The following is a 15,376-nucleotide window of genomic DNA, read 5'->3' as shown; positions in this document are numbered from 1 at the left end:
GGAGTTACGACCCCCCATGTTCGACTCGGTACTCGGTCGCAGCACCGCCACCCAGGGGCGTCTAGGGACGGGCGCAGCGCTCTCCATTGTCGCCCACGCGGCGATCGCGGCGGCCATCCTCGGGCTGGCCGCGCGCCCGGGGGGCGAGAAGCAGAAGGACGTCGAGGTCACCTTCTTCGCCCCGCCGCCGCCGCCACCTCCGCCGCCTCCGCCGCCTCCGCCGGGAGGCGGCGCGAAGCGCCCGCCGAAGGTGGAGCGCATCGAGCAGCCGAAGCCTGTCAAGACACCTGACACCATCTACGACATGCCGGAGAAGCCCAAGGCCAAGGCGCCTGAGCCGGAGCCGGCCAAGGACGAGGCGCCGGAGCAGCCGGGCGGCGTCGAGGGGGGAGTCGAGGGCGGCGTCCAAGGCGGGACCGTCGGCGGCCAGGTCGGCGGGCAGATCGGCGGTACGCTGGGCGGCCAGCTCGGCGGTCAGCTGGGCAGCACGGCGCCGCCGCAAAACGTGGTGCTGCCGTTCGGCGCCGGGATGAGCCGGCCGACGATGACCTCGGGGCGAGATCCGCAGTACACGCGCGAGGCGCTCGCCGCGCGGGTGGAGGGCCTCGCGATTGTCAAGTGCGTCATCAAGGTCGACGGCACGCTGGCCAATTGCCGCATGGTCAAATCACTGCCCCACATGGACAAGGCGATCCTCGATGCGCTCTCGGGCCGTCGCTACACGCCGGTGATGTACCAGGGGCGCCCGGTCTCGGTCGACTACGTGTTCAACATCCGGCTCAAGCTCCCTTGACCGTCGGGCCCGGGGGTGTTGTTGAACGGGCTGGGTACGTAGTAGAGAAGGGTACGGGGTAGGTCCGCTCTGATGTACTGTCGAGTTCGCTGCGGCGTCCAGAGGCGCTGATCCAGCCTAGCCAAAACCATCACGACACCATGGAGCGCCAGGAGGCGCGAGCGAGACGATGCAATTCACGTTGATTGAGCTGTGGGGCCACATGGGGCTCTTCGCGAAGCTGATCGTGTTCGCGCTGGCCCTCATGTCCGTCTCGTCCCTGATCATCTTCGGCGAGCGCCTCGTCGTGTCGTTCAAGTCGCGCGCCGCCTCCCGCGCCTTCGCGGAGCGGGTGGGGCCGATGCTCGCCCGGGGTGAGTTCGAGGGCGCCCGGGCCGCCGCCAAGCCCCCGGCCGAGCTTGGCTACCTCGGGCGCGTCATCGGCGCCGGGCTCGCCGCCTACGCGTCGAGCGCCCCCTCCCGGCTGCCGGCGCAGGGGCACGAGCGTGACGGCGTGTTCGAGTCGGTCTCGCGGGCCCTCGAGCGCCAGGCGCAGCGCGAGGTGCTCAGTCTGAAGCGCGGCTACGGCCTGCTCGCCACGGTCGGCTCCACGGCGCCGTTCGTCGGCCTGCTCGGCACGGTCATGGGCATCGTGACCGCGTTCCAGCAGATGGCGGCCGCCGGCTCCGGCGGCCTCGGCACTGTCTCGGCGGGTATCGCGGAGGCGCTCATCACGACCGCCTTTGGCCTGCTCGTCGCGATCCCGGCCGTCATGGGCTACAATTATCTCCAGGGCTGGGTCGACGCCCGGGCGATCGACATCTCGGAGTCGTCGAACGAGCTCCTCGACATCGTGGCGAAGCGGCTCGACGGCCGCCTAGCGCCGGCCTCCGACGAGGCCGCTTGACACAGAGGCCGCGCGACACGGTGCCTGTCGGGTCGCGGAGCGCGGCGCGCGGCGCCGTGCGCCCGCGGCGAGGCGCGCGCTGACGCGCTCAGCCGGGAAGCGAGCGTTCCAATGGGGATGGCTACCGGCCCGCAGAAGGGCCTCAAGAGTGAGATCAACGTCACGCCGCTCGTCGACGTCGTGCTTGTGCTGCTCATCATCTTCATGGTCGTCACGCCGATGCTGCAGCGCGGCAAGGACGTGAAGTTGCCGCAGGCCGCGAAGGTGGACGAGGAGAAGAAGGAGGTGGACCCGCTGATCCTCTCCGTGACGCTGGAGAAGACGGTGTGGGTCGAGAACGACCCGTACGATGAGGCCGGGCTCGCCGCGCGGCTCACGCGCGAGTTCGCCGCGAACAGCGGGCGCAAGGTGCTTGTCAAGGGGGACCAGCGCCTCTCGTTCGGCGACGTCCGCAGGGTGATGGAGACGGCGCGCAAGTCGGGCGCGAAGAGCGTGTCGCTGGCGGTCGAGGAGCTGAAGGGGAGGTAGCGGCGATGAGCGCTCGCGCGAAGAGAAAGTTCGTCGTCAAGCCGGCGGTGCCGCTGAACTCGGACATCAACGTGACGCCGCTCGTCGACGTCGTGCTGGTGCTGCTCATCATCTTCATGGTCGTGACGCCGCTGCTCGAGAAGGACATCGGCGTGCGGGTGCCGGACACCGAGCAGGTCAAGGTGGACACCCCCCCGCCGCCCGACCAGCTTGTCGTCCGGGTGAGCGCGCAGGGCGAGCTCCAGGTGAACGACGAGCGGGTCGAGCGCGCCGATCTCGTCGGCAAGCTCAGGCCGCTCCTCGAGCGCCAGAGCAGGCCGCAGGACAGGATCGTCTTCGTCGTCGCCGACGACGGCGCCGTCTACGGCACCGTGGTGGAGGTGCTCGACGGCGCGAAGGCGGCCGGCGCGCAGACGCTCGGCATGATGACCGAGCTCCCCGAGCCGCCTCCGCCGTGAGCGGCGCGCGCCCCCGCGCCGCGCCTTGGCGGGCGCCGGTCCGCGGTCCGCGGGCGCCGGTCCGCGGGCCCAACGCGGGCTCAGCGCGGGCGGCCTGGCGCGACGGGAGGCTTGCGTCGCGCGCGGTCGCGACCTACACCGCCCACCTCGAAAGCGAGGTTGTTGATGTTGCGGACCGAATGGGTGAGCAAGCGCGCCGGGAGCCCCAACCAGAGCCAGATGCACTTCGCGAGGAAGGGCATCGTCACGGAGGAGATGGAGTACGTCGCCCGCCGTGAGAACCTCGCCCCCGAGCTCATCCGCAGCGAGGTCGCGCGCGGCAGGATGATCATCCCTGCCAACAAGAACCACCTGAACCTCGAGCCGATGTGCATCGGCATCGCGTCGCTCTGCAAGGTGAACGCGAACATCGGCAACAGCCAGACCACGAGCGACGTGGACGGCGAGCTCGAGAAGCTGCGTTACTCCATCAAGTACGGCGCCGACACGGTGATGGACCTGTCGACCGGCGGCGACATCGACGGCATCCGCCGCGCGATCATCGCCGACTCTCCGGTGCCGATCGGGACGGTGCCGATCTACCAGGCGCTCGAGGCGTGCAAGGGCACGGACAAGATGACGGCCGCGGACCTCATCGACATGCTCGAGCACCAGGCGAAGCAGGGGGTCGATTACTTCACGATCCACGCGGGCGTGCTGCTCGAGCACCTGCCGCTCGTGAAGGGCCGCATCACGGGCATCGTCTCGCGCGGCGGCTCGATCATGGCGCAGTGGATGATCGAGCACCACAAGCAGAACCCGTTCTACACGCACTGGGACAAGGTGCTCGAGGTCTGCGCCAAGTACGACGTCACGATCTCGGCCGGCGACGGCCTCCGCCCTGGCTGCCTCCACGACGCGAGCGACGCGGCGCAGTTCGCCGAGCTGAAGACGCTCGGGGAGCTGACGAAGCGCGCCTGGGAGAAGGACGTGCAGGTCATGATCGAGGGCCCCGGGCATGTGCCGTTCGATCAGATCGCGATGAACGTGCAGAAGGAGATGGAGCTCTGCCACGAGGCGCCGTTCTACGTGCTCGGCCCGCTCGTCACCGATTTCGCGCCCGGCTACGACCACATCACGAGCTGCATCGGCGCGACGATGGCCGGCTTCGCGGGCGCCGCGATGCTCTGTTACGTGACGCCGAAGGAGCACCTCGGCCTGCCGAACGCGGACGACGTGAAGCAGGGCCTCATCGCCTACAAGATCGCCGCGCACGCCGCGGACGTGGCGCGCAAGCGCCCGGGCGCGCGGGATCGCGACGACGCGCTGAGCCGCGCCCGCTATGCCTTCGACTGGAAGCAGCAGTTCGCGCTCTCGCTCGATCCGGAGACGGCCCAGGCGATGCACGACGAGACGCTCCCTCAGGAGTACTTCAAGACCGCGGAGTTCTGCTCGATGTGCGGGCCGAAGTTCTGCTCGATGCACATCAACCGTGTGGTCGACGAGTACAACGCGCGGCAGGAGCCCGAGAACGCGCCCACGAAGCGGTCGCTCGCGCTCATCGATCAGCCGTGACGCCGGGGCGGCCGTGACGCGGGGGAGGGGTCGCGCGGTCCTCCCGCGCGCGCCCCTCGCGGCGCGCGCGGCCCTCGTCGCGTGCCTGTCGCTCGTCCTCCTCGCCCCCGTCGCGTGCGGCCGCGAGCGCGCGAATTCCTCGCGCGCCTCGTCGTCGCCCTCCTCGCCGGCAGCGTCCGTCTCGGCGGCGCCGCGTCCGCCGAGCCCTCGCCTCACGGATCCGCGCTGGCGCCTCGCCGCCGGGGACGACCCGCTGGAGTGCGCCCGGCTCGCCGAGGCCGAGGGCGCGTCCGGCCTCCTTGACGCGCTGGACGACGGCGGCGACATCGCGCTCACGGCGCTGCGCGCGCTGCCTCACGCCGACGACGCCGAGCTGGCGCTCGCGCCGCTCGCCGAGCGCGCCCGCGCGGCGAGCGGGCCGTCGCTCGCCCCCCTGCTCGACGCGCTCCTCGGGATCGCCGGCCGTCTGCCGCGCCCGCGCGAGCCGCTCGACCTGGACGGCGCGCGCGCCGCGGCCGCGGCGCTTGTCGAGCTGTCGGGCAGGCGCGACCTCCCTGCGGAGGAGCGCGCGCTCGCGATCTCGGCGGCGCGCGCGCTCGCCGAGAAGGGGCTCGTCGATCCTGGCCGGATCCCTGCGGATCTGGACCCCGCGGTCCCCGGCGCGGGCTCCGCCGGGGGCCAGGCGCCGCGGCCTTGACGTCCTGCGCGGCCGGTCGTGGGACGTCAAGGCTGCGCGGCCGTCCTGCGCGGCGCCCCTGGCCGCCGGGTCGAGCAGCCGCGCTTTGGGCCGGTCGGCGTTCATTTTGGTAGCTTGCCCCCCGTGACGACGCCGTACACCTCCGAGGCTTTCCTCCACCAGCTCCTCGGCAAGGCGCTAGCCGCCCACGCCAGCGACATCCATCTCAAGGTCGGTCAGCCGCCGGGCGCGCGGGTGCGCGGCGACATGGTTTATTTCCGGGTCGACAGGATCCGCCCCGAGGACAGCGAGGCTGCGGCGCGCGTGCTGCTTGCGGGGAGGCCCTCGCGCGAGCTGCTCGCCACGCTTCAGGAGCTTGACACCTCGTATGTCGTCCCGGGCCTTGGCCGGTTCCGGGTCAACATTTATCGCCAGCGCGGCTCGCTCGCGATCATCCTGCGCAGCATCCCGCTCAAGGTCCCCGCGTTCGACGAGCTGGGTGTGCCCTCCGCGGTGCGGGCGATGGCGGAGCACGACCATGGTCTCGTCCTCGTCGCCGGCACGGCGGGCAGCGGCAAGAGCACCACGCTGGCCGCGTTCATCGGTCAGATCAACGCGACCTTGCCGCGTCACATCGTCACCCTCGAGGACCCGATCGAGCATGTGCACGACGACAACCGCTCCAGCGTGAGCCAGCGCGAGATCGGCGTGGACACCTCGGATTTTCCGACCGCGCTGCGCTCCGCGCTGCGGCAGGATCCGGACGTCGTGATGCTCAGCGCGCTCCGCGACGGCGAGTCGCTCGATCTGGCGCTGCACGCTGCCGAGACGGGTCATCTCGTGCTTGCGGCCGTGCACACGCCGGACGTCACGCGCACGCTCGGGCGGCTCGTCGCGCTTGGCAGGAGTCCGAGCGAGGTGCGCGACCGGCTGGCCGACTGTTTCCAGGGTGCGGTTGCGCAGCGCCTGCTCCCTCGTCGCGACGGTGCCGGGGAGGTGCTGGCCTCCGAGGTGCTTGTCGCGACGGCCGCGGTGCGCGAGGCGATCCGTCGTCCGGAGGGGAGCCCGTCGTTGCGCGAGCTGATGGAGAAGGGGGTCACGCCTTACGGCATGCAGACCTTCGAGGCGCACCTGCGCCAGCTCGTCGCCCAGGGTGCGATCGCCAAGGAGACGGCCAAGGCGGTGACGTCGCTGTAGCGAGCTGCGTCGTTCGCGTCCCGCGCGGAGGTTCGGGGCGGCGACACGCCGCCGCTGGGCAGGCGTCACCGGAGGAGCGACGTTCGCTTTCTTCGGGGTAGCAAGCCATGCCACAGCAGATATCGCGCTCGGAATCGTTCAGACTCACGCCGGACAGCACGTGGGCGCTCTTCAATCCTCCGAAGTGGGCGCGGACCCTGGAGAGAACCTCGTCGATCGAGTGCGTGTCGCACGAGTTGCTCGCGCTCATCATCAAGCCGATGAGCTCTCCCGGGGGGACGAGCGCCGAGAGTGCCGCGGCGAAGGAGTCGAGCCGTTCTGCCTCGTCGCACCAGGCGAAGAAGTGAGGTCCTGACTCGCTCATAGCCGGATCACCATGATGAATTTGTTAAAACCATCAAGGGTAACCGTCTTGCCCTGGTTCGAATCGAAGAGGTAGCCGTCTTTGACGATGTACTTCGTTGGGTCGAACTCCGCCCCCTGTTGCATGATGAGCTCGACGCGTTCCACGTCTCCATCGAGCCCCTTCTTCTTCAGGGCCAGTTCAGGCTGTACGGTGTGCCGGCCCAGGCGAACGACGGCGCGAGGATCGAGAGCGCCGTGACCGTCGCGACGAGCCTCTGGAAGGCCGCGATGATCCGGCCGCGCGGCGTACGCTCGGTATTGAAGGGTTCGGCGCACCTCCGGGACCTTCGGTCGCGCTCCGGATGCTTCGTTTCCGTGCCGTGTTGCCTGGTTTCCGTGCCGTGTTGCCTGGTTTCCGTGCCGTGTTGCCTGGTTTCCGTGCCGTGTTGCCTGGTTTCCGTGCCGTGTTGCCTGGTTCTAGTGCCATATGGCTTCGTTTACGTGCCGGATGGCTTCGTTTGCGTGCCGGATGGCTTCGTTTACGTGCCGGATGGCTTCGCTTTCGTGCCGGATGGCCTCGTTTACGTGCCGGATGGCTTCGTTTCCGTGCCGGATGCATTCCTCCACGCGCAGCCCCCCGCCGCGGGCGCGCCGCCCGCCTCCACCCCCGCGGCGGCGGCACTTCCACCCCTTCTCCCTCCGCGGTTCGCTCCCCCTCCGCGGTTCGTACCCCCTCCGCGCTCCGCGCCCCGCGCGGCTCGCTTGCGGCGGCGCCTCAAGCCCGGGTATGGACCGAGCCCATGCTCGAAGGGATCGAACGAGAAACGGCGGAGCACAAGGGTGGGCGCGGCGAGCCGGGCGAGCGCGCCCCGGCGGCGGGCGCGGTCCGCCACGACTGGACGGTCGAGCAGGCGGTCGCCTTGCACGATCTCCCGCTCTTCGAGCTGATCGACCGCGCGCGCTCGGTCCACCGCGCCTTCCACGGCGAGCACGAGGTGCAGCTCTGCACCTTGCTCAGCGTCAAGACGGGCGGCTGCCCCGAGGACTGCGCCTACTGCCCGCAGTCGAGCCACTACGAGACGGAGGTCGGGGCGGAGCGCATGCTCGACGTCGGCGCGGTCCTCGCGGCCGCGGAGCGCGCCCGCGGCGGCGGCTCGACGCGGTTCTGCATGGGCGCCGCGTGGCGCGAGGTGAAGGACGGCCCCGCCTTCGAGCGCGTCCTCGACATGGTGCGCGGCGTGAAAGCCCTCGGCCTCGAGGCGTGCTGCACCCTCGGCATGCTCACCGACGACCAGGCGCGCCGCCTCAAGGAGGCCGGCCTCGACGCCTACAACCACAACCTCGACACGTCGCGGAAGGCCTACAAGTCCATCGTCTCGACCCGCACGTACGACGAGCGGCTCGTCACGCTGCGGAACGTCCGGCGGGCGGGCATCACCGTCTGCTCGGGCGGGATCATCGGCATGGGCGAGTCGATCGCCGACCGCTGCGAGATGCTCGTCGAGCTCGCGCGCCTCGAGCCGCAGCCGGAGAGCGTGCCGATCAACGCCCTCGTGCGCTCGCCGGGCACGCCGCTGGAGAGCCTGCCGCCCGTCGACCCGATCGAGTTCGTCCGGATGATCGCGGTCGCGCGGCTCATGATGCCCCGCGCGATGGTGCGCCTGTCCGCCGGCCGGACGGAGCTCTCGCGCGAGGCGCAGCTGCTCTGCATGTACGCGGGGGCGAACTCGATCTTCTACGGAGACAAGCTGCTCACCACCCCGAACCCGGGCCCGGACGAGGACCGCGCGCTCATCGAGAAGGCGGGGCTCCAGCCGATGGCGCCCGCCGCGGCTCACGCCGCCCGCCGTTAGCCGGGCCGCCGCCGTCGGCCGCGTCGGCCTGCGGGCGCCCCCCGTCGCGCGTCGCGAGGTGCAGCGTCTGCGTCGGGTGCGCGAGCCTCGACCCGGCCGAGCCGACGATCTCCAGGAAGGTGATCAGCATCTCCTGGCGCATGGTCCGGAACTCGCCGAAGTCGCGCGTCTCGAACCAGGCCATCACCTCGACGTCGAGCGACGAGGGGGCGACGCCGATGAAGCGCACGACGACGTCGTCGGGCCAGATGTGCGGGTGCGCTCGCAGCGCGCGCTCGCACCCCTCGAGGATCGCGCGGAGCTGCTCGGGGGTGGTCTCGTGCACGAGGCTCAGCACGCAGGAGAGGCGCATCCGGTCGCGCGCCGTGTACGACTCGATGTGGAGATCGGCCAGCTTGCCGTTCGGGATCGTGACGAGCGTCCGGTCGAGCGTGCGGATCCGGGTCGACCGGAGCCCGATGGCCTCGACCGTGCCGAGGAGCGCGTCGACCCTCACGAAGTCGCCGACCTGGAACGGCTTGTCGATGCCGATCGAGACCGAGCCGAAGAGGTTCTCCACCGTCTTCTGCGCGGCGAGGGCGAGCGCGACGCCGCCGATGCCGAGGCCGGCGAGGAGGCTCGCCACCGGGTAGCCGAGCTCCGACAGCACGGCGATCGCGCCGACGATCACGATCGCGACCTTCGCGATCCGCCCCATGAGCGGCACGAGCGAGCGCGCCGCGGGGTTGTCGCGCGTCGCGGGGGCGGCGAGCAGGCGGCCGCCGACGGCGTCGATCGCGCAGAGCGCGAACCAGAAGACGGCGACGAAGACGCCGGCGCGCACCACCTTGTCGAGGAACTCCTCGGCCGGCTGGTAGAGCCCGAACCACGGGAGCGCGGCCGCGATGGCGAGGAGCGCCGCCGCGAACGTGAGCGGACCGCGCGTGCCCTCGAGGAGCGCGTCGTCGATCGCGGAGTCCGTTCGCACGACGAGGCGGCGGAGCAAGGCGCGGAGGAGGAAGCTCAGCACCGCGCCGACGAGCCAGGCGGCCAGCGCGAGGACCGGCAGCGCGAGCCACTGCCACCAGAGCAGCTCGCGCGGGCCCGCGCGCAGCAGCGCCGGCGGCAGGTGGTCGCGGAGCCAGCGATCCTCGAGCCGCGCGTACCACTCGCCGACGCGGTCCACGGTCGCGCGCGAGAAGATCCAGCGCACGCCGTCGGGCGTCGCTCGCCGCACCAGGCGCACCGGCTGGGGCCCGGTCCGGGTCGGGATCTTGCCGAGCTCCTCCACGCCGGCCCCGAGGTTGTCCTGCGCGTCCCCCAGCGGGAGCGGCGAGAGCGTCTCCACGTCCAGCCAGATGTGCCGGTCGAGCACCGCCTTGAGCTTCTGCGCGAGCACCGCGCCGTCCGCCCTCGGCGGCAGATCGAGGTAGCGCGCGGCCTCGGCGTAGTCGCCCGCGCGGCAAAGCTCGATGAAGCGGCGCATGGAGGCCTGCGGCGAGTCGGGGGCGACCGGGAGCGCCTCGGGATCGACGCCGCCCTCGGCGCTCGGCGTCGAAGGCGCCGAGGGGGCAGGCGGCGGGGCCAGCTCGGCGGCGCTCGCTCCGAGGAGGACGCACCCGAAGACGAGCGAGAAGGCGAACGCAGCGCGGAACCACCACCGCGCCGCCGGCCAGAGGCGGCGCCGTTCCGGCGCGTCGGGAGGATCGTTCCTGAGCATGGGCCCCTGCTATTCCATCGCCCGGCGCGCCTGTCGACCGGGCGTCGCGCGCGTGAGCCGGGTGGCGCGCGTATCGCGCCGCGCGCGACGCGCGGTGCGTGGGCTCCCTCGCCGCTACACCGCTGCGGCGGGCGGCTCGCTCGACAGCGCCGCGGTCGCGAGCGCCGCGAGCGCCGCGCCGTAGCGCGCGAGCCGGCGCGCGCCGAGCCCGGGGATGCGCGCGATCGCGGCGGCGACCGCGGCGCTGTCGAGCGAGCCGCCCGCGAGCGCGATCTCCACGAGATCCTGCGCGCAGTGCCCGGGCAGCACGACCTGCTCGTCGACCTTCCGCGACCTCGCCTCGGCCCTGCGCCACGCGGTGATCCGGCCCTCCACCGCGCGCCGGGCGGCGAGCTCCTTCCGGGGCGGGCGGGCCTGCTGGAAGAGGGCGCGCTCGTCCTCCGGCACGTCGCCGTCGCTGCGCCCCTGCTCGATGGCGCGGAGCCACGCGGCGACGCAGCCCGCCGCACGTCCCGCCGCGGCCCCGCGGACGGCGCGCACGTCGTCGGCCCGGGCCGGCCTCCGCTGCGCGAGCTCGAGCAGCACCTCGCTGGCGACGATCTTGAAGGCGGGCTGGTCCGCCTCCTCGGCGGCGGCCTCGCGCGCCGCCACGAGCCGCCGCAGGATCGCCCGGCCCTCCGGGTCGAGCGCCTGGGCGCCCTTGACGCGCGCGTACGCGGGCCGCGGATCGCGCGGCGGACCGAGGGCGGCCGAGAGCTTGTAGGCGCACTCCTCCGCGATCTCGTCGTCGATCCCGAGCGCGCGGCCCTGCTCCGCGAGGCGCGCGTCGAGCGAGAGCAGGTGGAGCACGTCGTCGGCCAGGTAGCGCAGCTCGGCGCTCGCGAGCGGCCTGCGCCCCCAGTCGTGCTGCTGGAGCTGCTTGTCGACCTTCACGCCGAGCTCCGCCGAGAGCAGCGCCGCGAGCCCCGTCGCCGCGCAGCCGAGCATGCGCGCGGCGACCGAGGTGTCGCGCACCGCGGCGAGCGGCGCGCCCGCCTCGGCGAGCATGCGCGCGTCGAAGGTGAGGTCGTGCAGCACCTTGGGCGGCCCCGCGGCCCCGAGCAGCGGCGCGAGCGGCCTGACGGGCACGCGGAGCGCGTCGACGACCGCGACCGCGATGCCGTCCCCCTCGCGGAAGGAGAGCTGGACGGTGCAGAGCCGCGCGCGGTAGGCGAACAGCCCGTTGGCCTCCACGTCGACCGCGAGCGCGTCGGCGCGCGCCGCGCGCTCGACCAGCCGGGCGAGCTCGTCTTCGCGCTCGACGAGGAGGAGAGGGCTCTGGCTCAGGGGGCCCTCTTCCGGCCCGGGCGCGCCGTCGCGCCGCGCCGCGCCCGCGCGATGGCGCCCAGCGACGCGAGCGCGGCGGCGAGGAGCCCGCCGCCGCCTCCGCCCGGCGACGGGGCCGCGGCACAGCCGCCGCTCGCCTGCGCTCTGATGGGCTGATCTGCGGCGCACAGCTCGGAGAAGCCATGGCGCGGCGTGGGGTCGCACCCCTTGACCGGCTCCCCGGGCGGGTACACCGCGCAGAGCCCGGCGACGTCGTCGGCGTGGAGGTCGCGGAGCGCGATGCTCCCGTCGTTGTAGTTCGCCATCATGGTCGCTTCGGGATCGATCGAGTGCGAGAGCCCGAGGAAGTGGCCTGCCTCGTGGGTCGCGACGCTCAGCAGATCGGTCCCCACGCCGTCGTCGCCGAGCGTGAATGTCTGGTCGAACGAGTTGATCTCCATGTCGGCGTCGTAGATCTCGCCGGTCTTGAGGTTGTAGGTGACGGTCGTGAGCGCGAGGGTGCTCCCGCTGCCGCCGTACGGCCACCCGTCGTCCCGGAAGGTGATGATGTTCGCGTTCCCCTGGCGCTTGTTGTACTCGTGCGCGTCGCACGAGACCGGGCCCATGTAGGTGACCTCCATGCGCGGGGTCTCCCCGCCGCCGCAATCGGCCTCGGTCCACGCGGCGAACGCCTGCGCGAAGATCGCCTCGGTCTCCGCGAGCGAGACCTGGTCCGAGGCGTCTTCCTGGATGGCGTAGCCGACGCACGGCGACGGCCAGGCGAGGGGGATGCCGCAGTCGGTCGACTGCGCCGGCGTGCAGACGGCCGCGGTCGACTGCGTCTCGGGGCAGACGCTGGTGCGGCAGAAGGCCAGGGCGGCCCGGGGGTGGACGAGCGCCGCGACGGCGATCGCGCCGCAGGCTGCGGCGACGGCGCGGGCGCGCGCGCCCCGCCCGGCGGGCGCGCGGTCATTTCTGCGCATGCTTCGCCTCCCAGGCGCGGCTCACGGCGTCGATCGCCGCGTCGAGCGTCGCGCCGACGAGCTGCTCGCGCGCCGAGATCGCGGGGCCGGGCCGGGCCAGGACCGTCCCGCTGGACGGGCTCGCCGAGAGCCGCCGCACGGCGATGCGCGGCGCGCCGGCCGCCCGCCGCGTCTCCGCCCCGTCGACGATGGGGTAGTGGCCCTGGGCCAACCCGGAGACGACCAGGGCGGAGCTCGCCCGGGATACGAAGAGCATCGCCTGCGCGCCGACCCTGAGCTGCGCGTCGCCGTCCACGTGCTGTCCGATGTCTCCCACCACGCCCCCGAGCGTCCTGACCCAGACGTCCCCGTCGGGCTGTCCGGCCACGGTCCGGTCGATCGTCAGGCGGGTATACGTGACGATCCTCCTGGATCCGCCGAGCTCTTCCCACTTGCTCTGCTGCTCGGCCGCGGTCGCGACCACGACGTACGAGGCGGCGGAGACGAGCTCATCCAGCGAGAGCTGGATGGCGACGGCTGCCTGGGCCGCGCGCGGACCGGACAGGAGCGCGCCGGGGCCCACCCCGGCGGCCGGGACGGCGTCGCCTGGGGGCGCGAGGGTGAGGGCGGGGGGCAGCGCGAAGAGGAGGGCTATGAGCAAGGCTCTGGGAGACATCGGCGCGAAGATACCATGCTGGCGAGCGAGGCGCGCCGGAAGCGCCGGGGCGTGGTCGACGCGCTGGACCCTGTGTCCCGGTCCGACTAGCAGATCGTCTAGGTCGAGACCCGAGGAGCCTGCGATGACGAGCGACGCGTTGACGATCGGCAGACACACGTTCACTTCCCGACTCTTCGTGGGGACGGGCAAGTACAGGGACATGGATGAGACCCGTCGCGCGCTCGAGGCGTCCGGCGCGGAGGTGGTCACGGTGGCCCTCCGCCGCGTCAATCTGAAGGACCGGGGCGAGGGGTCGATGATGTCGCTGCTCCAGCAGCGGCGCGTCACGATCCTGCCGAACACGGCGGGCTGCGCCACCGCCGAGGATGCGGTCCGCACCTGCCGGCTCGCGCGCGAGCTCGGGCTGTCGGACCTCGTGAAGCTCGAAGTCATCGGCGACGAACGGACGCTGTTCCCGGACAACGAGGCGACGCTGGAGGCGGCGCGGATCCTGGTGAAGGAGGGGTTCACGGTGCTGCCCTACTGCATCGATGACCCGATCGTCTGTCGGAAGCTGGAGGACCTCGGGTGCGCGGCCGTGATGCCCCTGGCGGCCCCGATCGGCAGCGGGCTCGGCATCCGGAACCCGTACAACCTGATGATCATCCGCGAGACAGCGAAGGTGCCGGTGATCGTGGACGCGGGAGTCGGGACAGCGAGCGACGCCGCGGTGGCGATGGAGCTCGGGTGTGATGGGGTGTTGATGAACACGGCCATCGCGGGCGCGCGGGACCCGATCCTGATGGCGCAGGCGATGAGAGACGCCGTGAGGGCCGGGCGAATGGCGTACCTGGCAGGGCGGATGCCGAAGAAGCTCTATGCGACGGCGTCGTCGCCGGAGCAGGGCAAGATCGCCGCGCTGTAGGGGGCGCCGCGGGCGGCGCCGCGCGGCCCGCCGGGGCGGCAGGCGCACATCGGCGCGAGGTCATCGCGCCGATGTGCGCAGTCAAACGAACAGCACGCCGGTGTCATGATACGCTCACCTGCCTGAGTCACAATGACACGGAGCGCTCATCGCACGGTCGACACCTCTGTCGTGGCGCGACAGGCGCTCCGAGGACGACCGCGGCGACCTGACGGTCCGCTCAGGAGAGTATGAGCAAGCCCAACGTCTGCATGGTCGTGAACAACCTCGAGGTCGGCGGGCTCGAGAAGGTGGTGCTGAGCCTCCTCGATCGGCTCGGCGATCAGGGCTTCGACCTGTCGCTGATCTGCCTCGACGGCGAGGGGCGGCTCTTCTCGGAGGTGAAGCTCCCCCGCTCGAAGTGCCTGGTGATCACCAAGGACCTCCGGCCGGTGCTGCCCGGCCTCAAGAGCGATCCGGAGGCGCTCCTCTGGATCCGGCGCTTCTTCCACCAGCGCTCGGTGGATATCGTCCACGTCCACAACCGGGCTCCGCTCATCTTCGCCGGCATCGCGGCGCGCCTGCTCCGGAATCGGCCGCGGGTCGTCTACTCGGAGCACAACCAGATCAACCGGGCGAAGGGCTTCGATCGGCGCAAGTTCGGCTACTACGCCTACCTCGCCGACGAGATGGTCGCGGTCTCGCACGACCTCAAGCGCATCCTCGTCGACGACGTGAAGGTCCGCGCGCCGGTCCGGGTCATCCACAATGGTATCGACGGGACGCGCTTCGCCCGGGCCCTGAGCAGCGGTGAGCAGGGGCGCATCCGCGCGGAGCTCGGCATCGGCGAGCGAGAGTTCGTGTTCGGGTGCGCGGTGGTGCACATCGAGCAGAAGGGGCTCCGCTACCTCATCGAGGCGGCGCCCGAGGTGCTGCGGCGCGTGCCGGAGGCGCGCTTCGTCATCGCGGGCGACGGCCCGCTCCGGGGGGACCTGCAGCAGCGCGCCAGGGACGCGGGGCTCGGCGACCGGGTGCTCTTCCCCGGCTATCGCTCGGACGTCCCCGAGCTCGTCTCCGCGTTCGACGCCTACGTGCTCCCGTCGCTCTGGGAGGGGCTGCCGCTCGCGCTGCTCGAGGCGCTCGCGCTCGGCAAGCCGATCGTGGCGAGCCGCGTCGGCGGCGTCCCCGAGGTCGTCGAGCACGGGGTCGACGGGTTCCTCGTCCCGCCGAAGGACCCGGGCGCGCTGGTCGAGCACCTCTCGCGCGTCGCCCGCGACGCGGAGCTCCGCGAGCGCGCGCGCACGCAGAGCCCCGCGAAGTTCACCGAGCAGTTCAGCCTGGAGGCGATGGTCGACGCGCACGTGCGCCTCTTCGACGAGCTCGTCGCCCGGCGGCGCGGCGGGGAGACCTCGCCCCGGGCGGGCGCGCAGTCGGCCCCCGCGGGCTCGGCCGAGCCGGCGCGCCCTCCAGCGGGCGGCCCTCCAGCGGGCGGACCGACCCCCGGACGGGGCGAGCGGGACGGACGGCCCGGCGATCGGACGAGGCTGGATGTGTAGCT

At 72.1% G+C, this 15,376-nt stretch carries 16 protein-coding genes; 11 read left to right on the top strand and 5 right to left on the bottom strand.

Annotation, left to right across the window (positions count from 1 at the left end):
* Positions 1-16 precede the first annotated feature (16 nt).
* The 8 genes from WME75_RS22610 (at position 17) to WME75_RS22575 (ending at position 6,439) form a co-directional block, all read left to right on the top strand.
* Complete coding sequence (locus tag WME75_RS22610) at positions 17-793, top strand: energy transducer TonB (protein WP_437494417.1); 777 nt, start codon at positions 17-19, stop codon at positions 791-793.
* Between the two features lie 169 nt (positions 794-962).
* Entirely contained in the window at positions 963-1,679 is a 717-nt protein-coding gene (locus WME75_RS22605; RefSeq protein WP_437494415.1) for a MotA/TolQ/ExbB proton channel family protein, read from the top strand.
* Between the two features lie 111 nt (positions 1,680-1,790).
* Entirely contained in the window at positions 1,791-2,207 is a 417-nt protein-coding gene (locus tag WME75_RS22600) for an ExbD/TolR family protein (protein ID WP_437494413.1), read from the top strand.
* A gap of 5 nt (positions 2,208-2,212) precedes the next feature.
* Complete coding sequence (locus tag WME75_RS22595) at positions 2,213-2,665, top strand: ExbD/TolR family protein (protein WP_437494411.1); 453 nt, start codon at positions 2,213-2,215, stop codon at positions 2,663-2,665.
* A gap of 165 nt (positions 2,666-2,830) precedes the next feature.
* Positions 2,831-4,219, top strand: coding sequence for a phosphomethylpyrimidine synthase ThiC (gene thiC, locus WME75_RS22590; protein WP_437494409.1), 1,389 nt, complete (start codon positions 2,831-2,833; stop codon positions 4,217-4,219).
* A gap of 13 nt (positions 4,220-4,232) precedes the next feature.
* Entirely contained in the window at positions 4,233-4,916 is a 684-nt protein-coding gene (locus WME75_RS22585) for a thiamine biosynthesis protein (RefSeq protein WP_437494407.1), read from the top strand.
* 123 nt (positions 4,917-5,039) lie between these two features.
* Entirely contained in the window at positions 5,040-6,092 is a 1,053-nt protein-coding gene (locus WME75_RS22580) for a type IV pilus twitching motility protein PilT (RefSeq protein WP_437494406.1), read from the top strand.
* Positions 6,093-6,199: 107 nt separating this feature from the next.
* On the top strand, positions 6,200-6,439 hold the full coding sequence (locus WME75_RS22575) for a hypothetical protein (RefSeq protein WP_437494404.1): 240 nt from the start codon (positions 6,200-6,202) through the stop codon (positions 6,437-6,439).
* A gap of 13 nt (positions 6,440-6,452) precedes the next feature.
* On the opposite strand, the gene WME75_RS22570 is transcribed toward WME75_RS22575, so the two are convergent.
* On the bottom strand, positions 6,453-6,773 hold the full coding sequence (locus WME75_RS22570) for a hypothetical protein (RefSeq protein ID WP_437494402.1): 321 nt from the start codon (positions 6,771-6,773) through the stop codon (positions 6,453-6,455).
* Between the two features lie 464 nt (positions 6,774-7,237).
* Between WME75_RS22570 and bioB the strand changes: the two genes are divergently transcribed.
* Positions 7,238-8,290 (top strand): biotin synthase BioB, encoded by a 1,053-nt coding sequence (gene bioB, locus WME75_RS22565; protein WP_437494400.1) that lies wholly within the window; start codon positions 7,238-7,240, stop codon positions 8,288-8,290.
* On the opposite strand, the gene WME75_RS22560 is transcribed toward bioB, so the two are convergent.
* From WME75_RS22560 to WME75_RS22545, 4 genes are all read right to left on the bottom strand, one after another.
* Positions 8,229-9,989, bottom strand: coding sequence for a mechanosensitive ion channel family protein (locus WME75_RS22560; protein WP_437494399.1), 1,761 nt, complete (start codon positions 9,987-9,989; stop codon positions 8,229-8,231). The genes bioB and WME75_RS22560 overlap by 62 nt on opposite strands.
* 114 nt (positions 9,990-10,103) lie before the next feature.
* Positions 10,104-11,315: an HRDC domain-containing protein gene (locus WME75_RS22555; RefSeq protein WP_437494896.1), complete on the bottom strand. Its 1,212-nt coding sequence runs from the start codon at positions 11,313-11,315 to the stop codon at positions 10,104-10,106.
* Complete coding sequence (locus tag WME75_RS22550) at positions 11,312-12,277, bottom strand: matrixin family metalloprotease (RefSeq protein WP_437494397.1); 966 nt, start codon at positions 12,275-12,277, stop codon at positions 11,312-11,314. Before WME75_RS22550 ends, WME75_RS22555 begins: the two co-directional genes overlap by 4 nt.
* Positions 12,264-12,917 carry a hypothetical protein gene (locus tag WME75_RS22545; protein ID WP_437494396.1) on the bottom strand — a complete coding sequence of 218 codons (654 nt, stop codon included), beginning with the start codon at positions 12,915-12,917 and terminating at the stop codon, positions 12,264-12,266. Before WME75_RS22545 ends, WME75_RS22550 begins: the two co-directional genes overlap by 14 nt.
* Before the next feature lie 139 nt (positions 12,918-13,056).
* On the opposite strand from WME75_RS22545, the gene WME75_RS22540 reads away from it, so the two are divergent.
* Complete coding sequence (locus WME75_RS22540; protein ID WP_437494394.1) at positions 13,057-13,839, top strand: thiazole synthase; 783 nt, start codon at positions 13,057-13,059, stop codon at positions 13,837-13,839.
* A gap of 230 nt (positions 13,840-14,069) precedes the next feature.
* Positions 14,070-15,374, top strand: coding sequence for a glycosyltransferase (locus tag WME75_RS22535; protein WP_437494392.1), 1,305 nt, complete (start codon positions 14,070-14,072; stop codon positions 15,372-15,374).
* Positions 15,375-15,376: the final 2 nt, after the last annotated feature.

This window comes from Sorangium sp. So ce1014, assembly GCF_051521505.1.
Taxonomy (GTDB): domain Bacteria; phylum Myxococcota_A; class Polyangia; order Polyangiales; family Polyangiaceae; genus Sorangium.
This window is presented reverse-complemented; position numbering and strand designations above follow the sequence as displayed.

What these genes read in the sequence shown, in the direction of transcription:
- WME75_RS22610 (WP_437494417.1), top strand. Translation starts at nt 17, where the DNA reads ATGTTCGACTCGGTACTCGGTCGCAGCACCGCCACCCAGGGGCGTCTA.
- WME75_RS22605 (WP_437494415.1), top strand. Translation starts at nt 963, where the DNA reads ATGCAATTCACGTTGATTGAGCTGTGGGGCCACATGGGGCTCTTCGCG.
- WME75_RS22600 (WP_437494413.1), top strand. Translation starts at nt 1,791, where the DNA reads ATGGGGATGGCTACCGGCCCGCAGAAGGGCCTCAAGAGTGAGATCAAC.
- WME75_RS22595 (WP_437494411.1), top strand. Translation starts at nt 2,213, where the DNA reads ATGAGCGCTCGCGCGAAGAGAAAGTTCGTCGTCAAGCCGGCGGTGCCG.
- thiC (WP_437494409.1), top strand. Translation starts at nt 2,831, where the DNA reads ATGTTGCGGACCGAATGGGTGAGCAAGCGCGCCGGGAGCCCCAACCAG.
- WME75_RS22575 (WP_437494404.1), top strand. Translation starts at nt 6,200, where the DNA reads ATGCCACAGCAGATATCGCGCTCGGAATCGTTCAGACTCACGCCGGAC.
- bioB (WP_437494400.1), top strand. Translation starts at nt 7,238, where the DNA reads ATGCTCGAAGGGATCGAACGAGAAACGGCGGAGCACAAGGGTGGGCGC.
- WME75_RS22560 (WP_437494399.1), bottom strand. Translation starts at nt 9,989, where the DNA reads ATGCTCAGGAACGATCCTCCCGACGCGCCGGAACGGCGCCGCCTCTGG.
- WME75_RS22550 (WP_437494397.1), bottom strand. Translation starts at nt 12,277, where the DNA reads ATGCGCAGAAATGACCGCGCGCCCGCCGGGCGGGGCGCGCGCGCCCGC.
- WME75_RS22540 (WP_437494394.1), top strand. Translation starts at nt 13,057, where the DNA reads ATGACGAGCGACGCGTTGACGATCGGCAGACACACGTTCACTTCCCGA.
- WME75_RS22535 (WP_437494392.1), top strand. Translation starts at nt 14,070, where the DNA reads ATGAGCAAGCCCAACGTCTGCATGGTCGTGAACAACCTCGAGGTCGGC.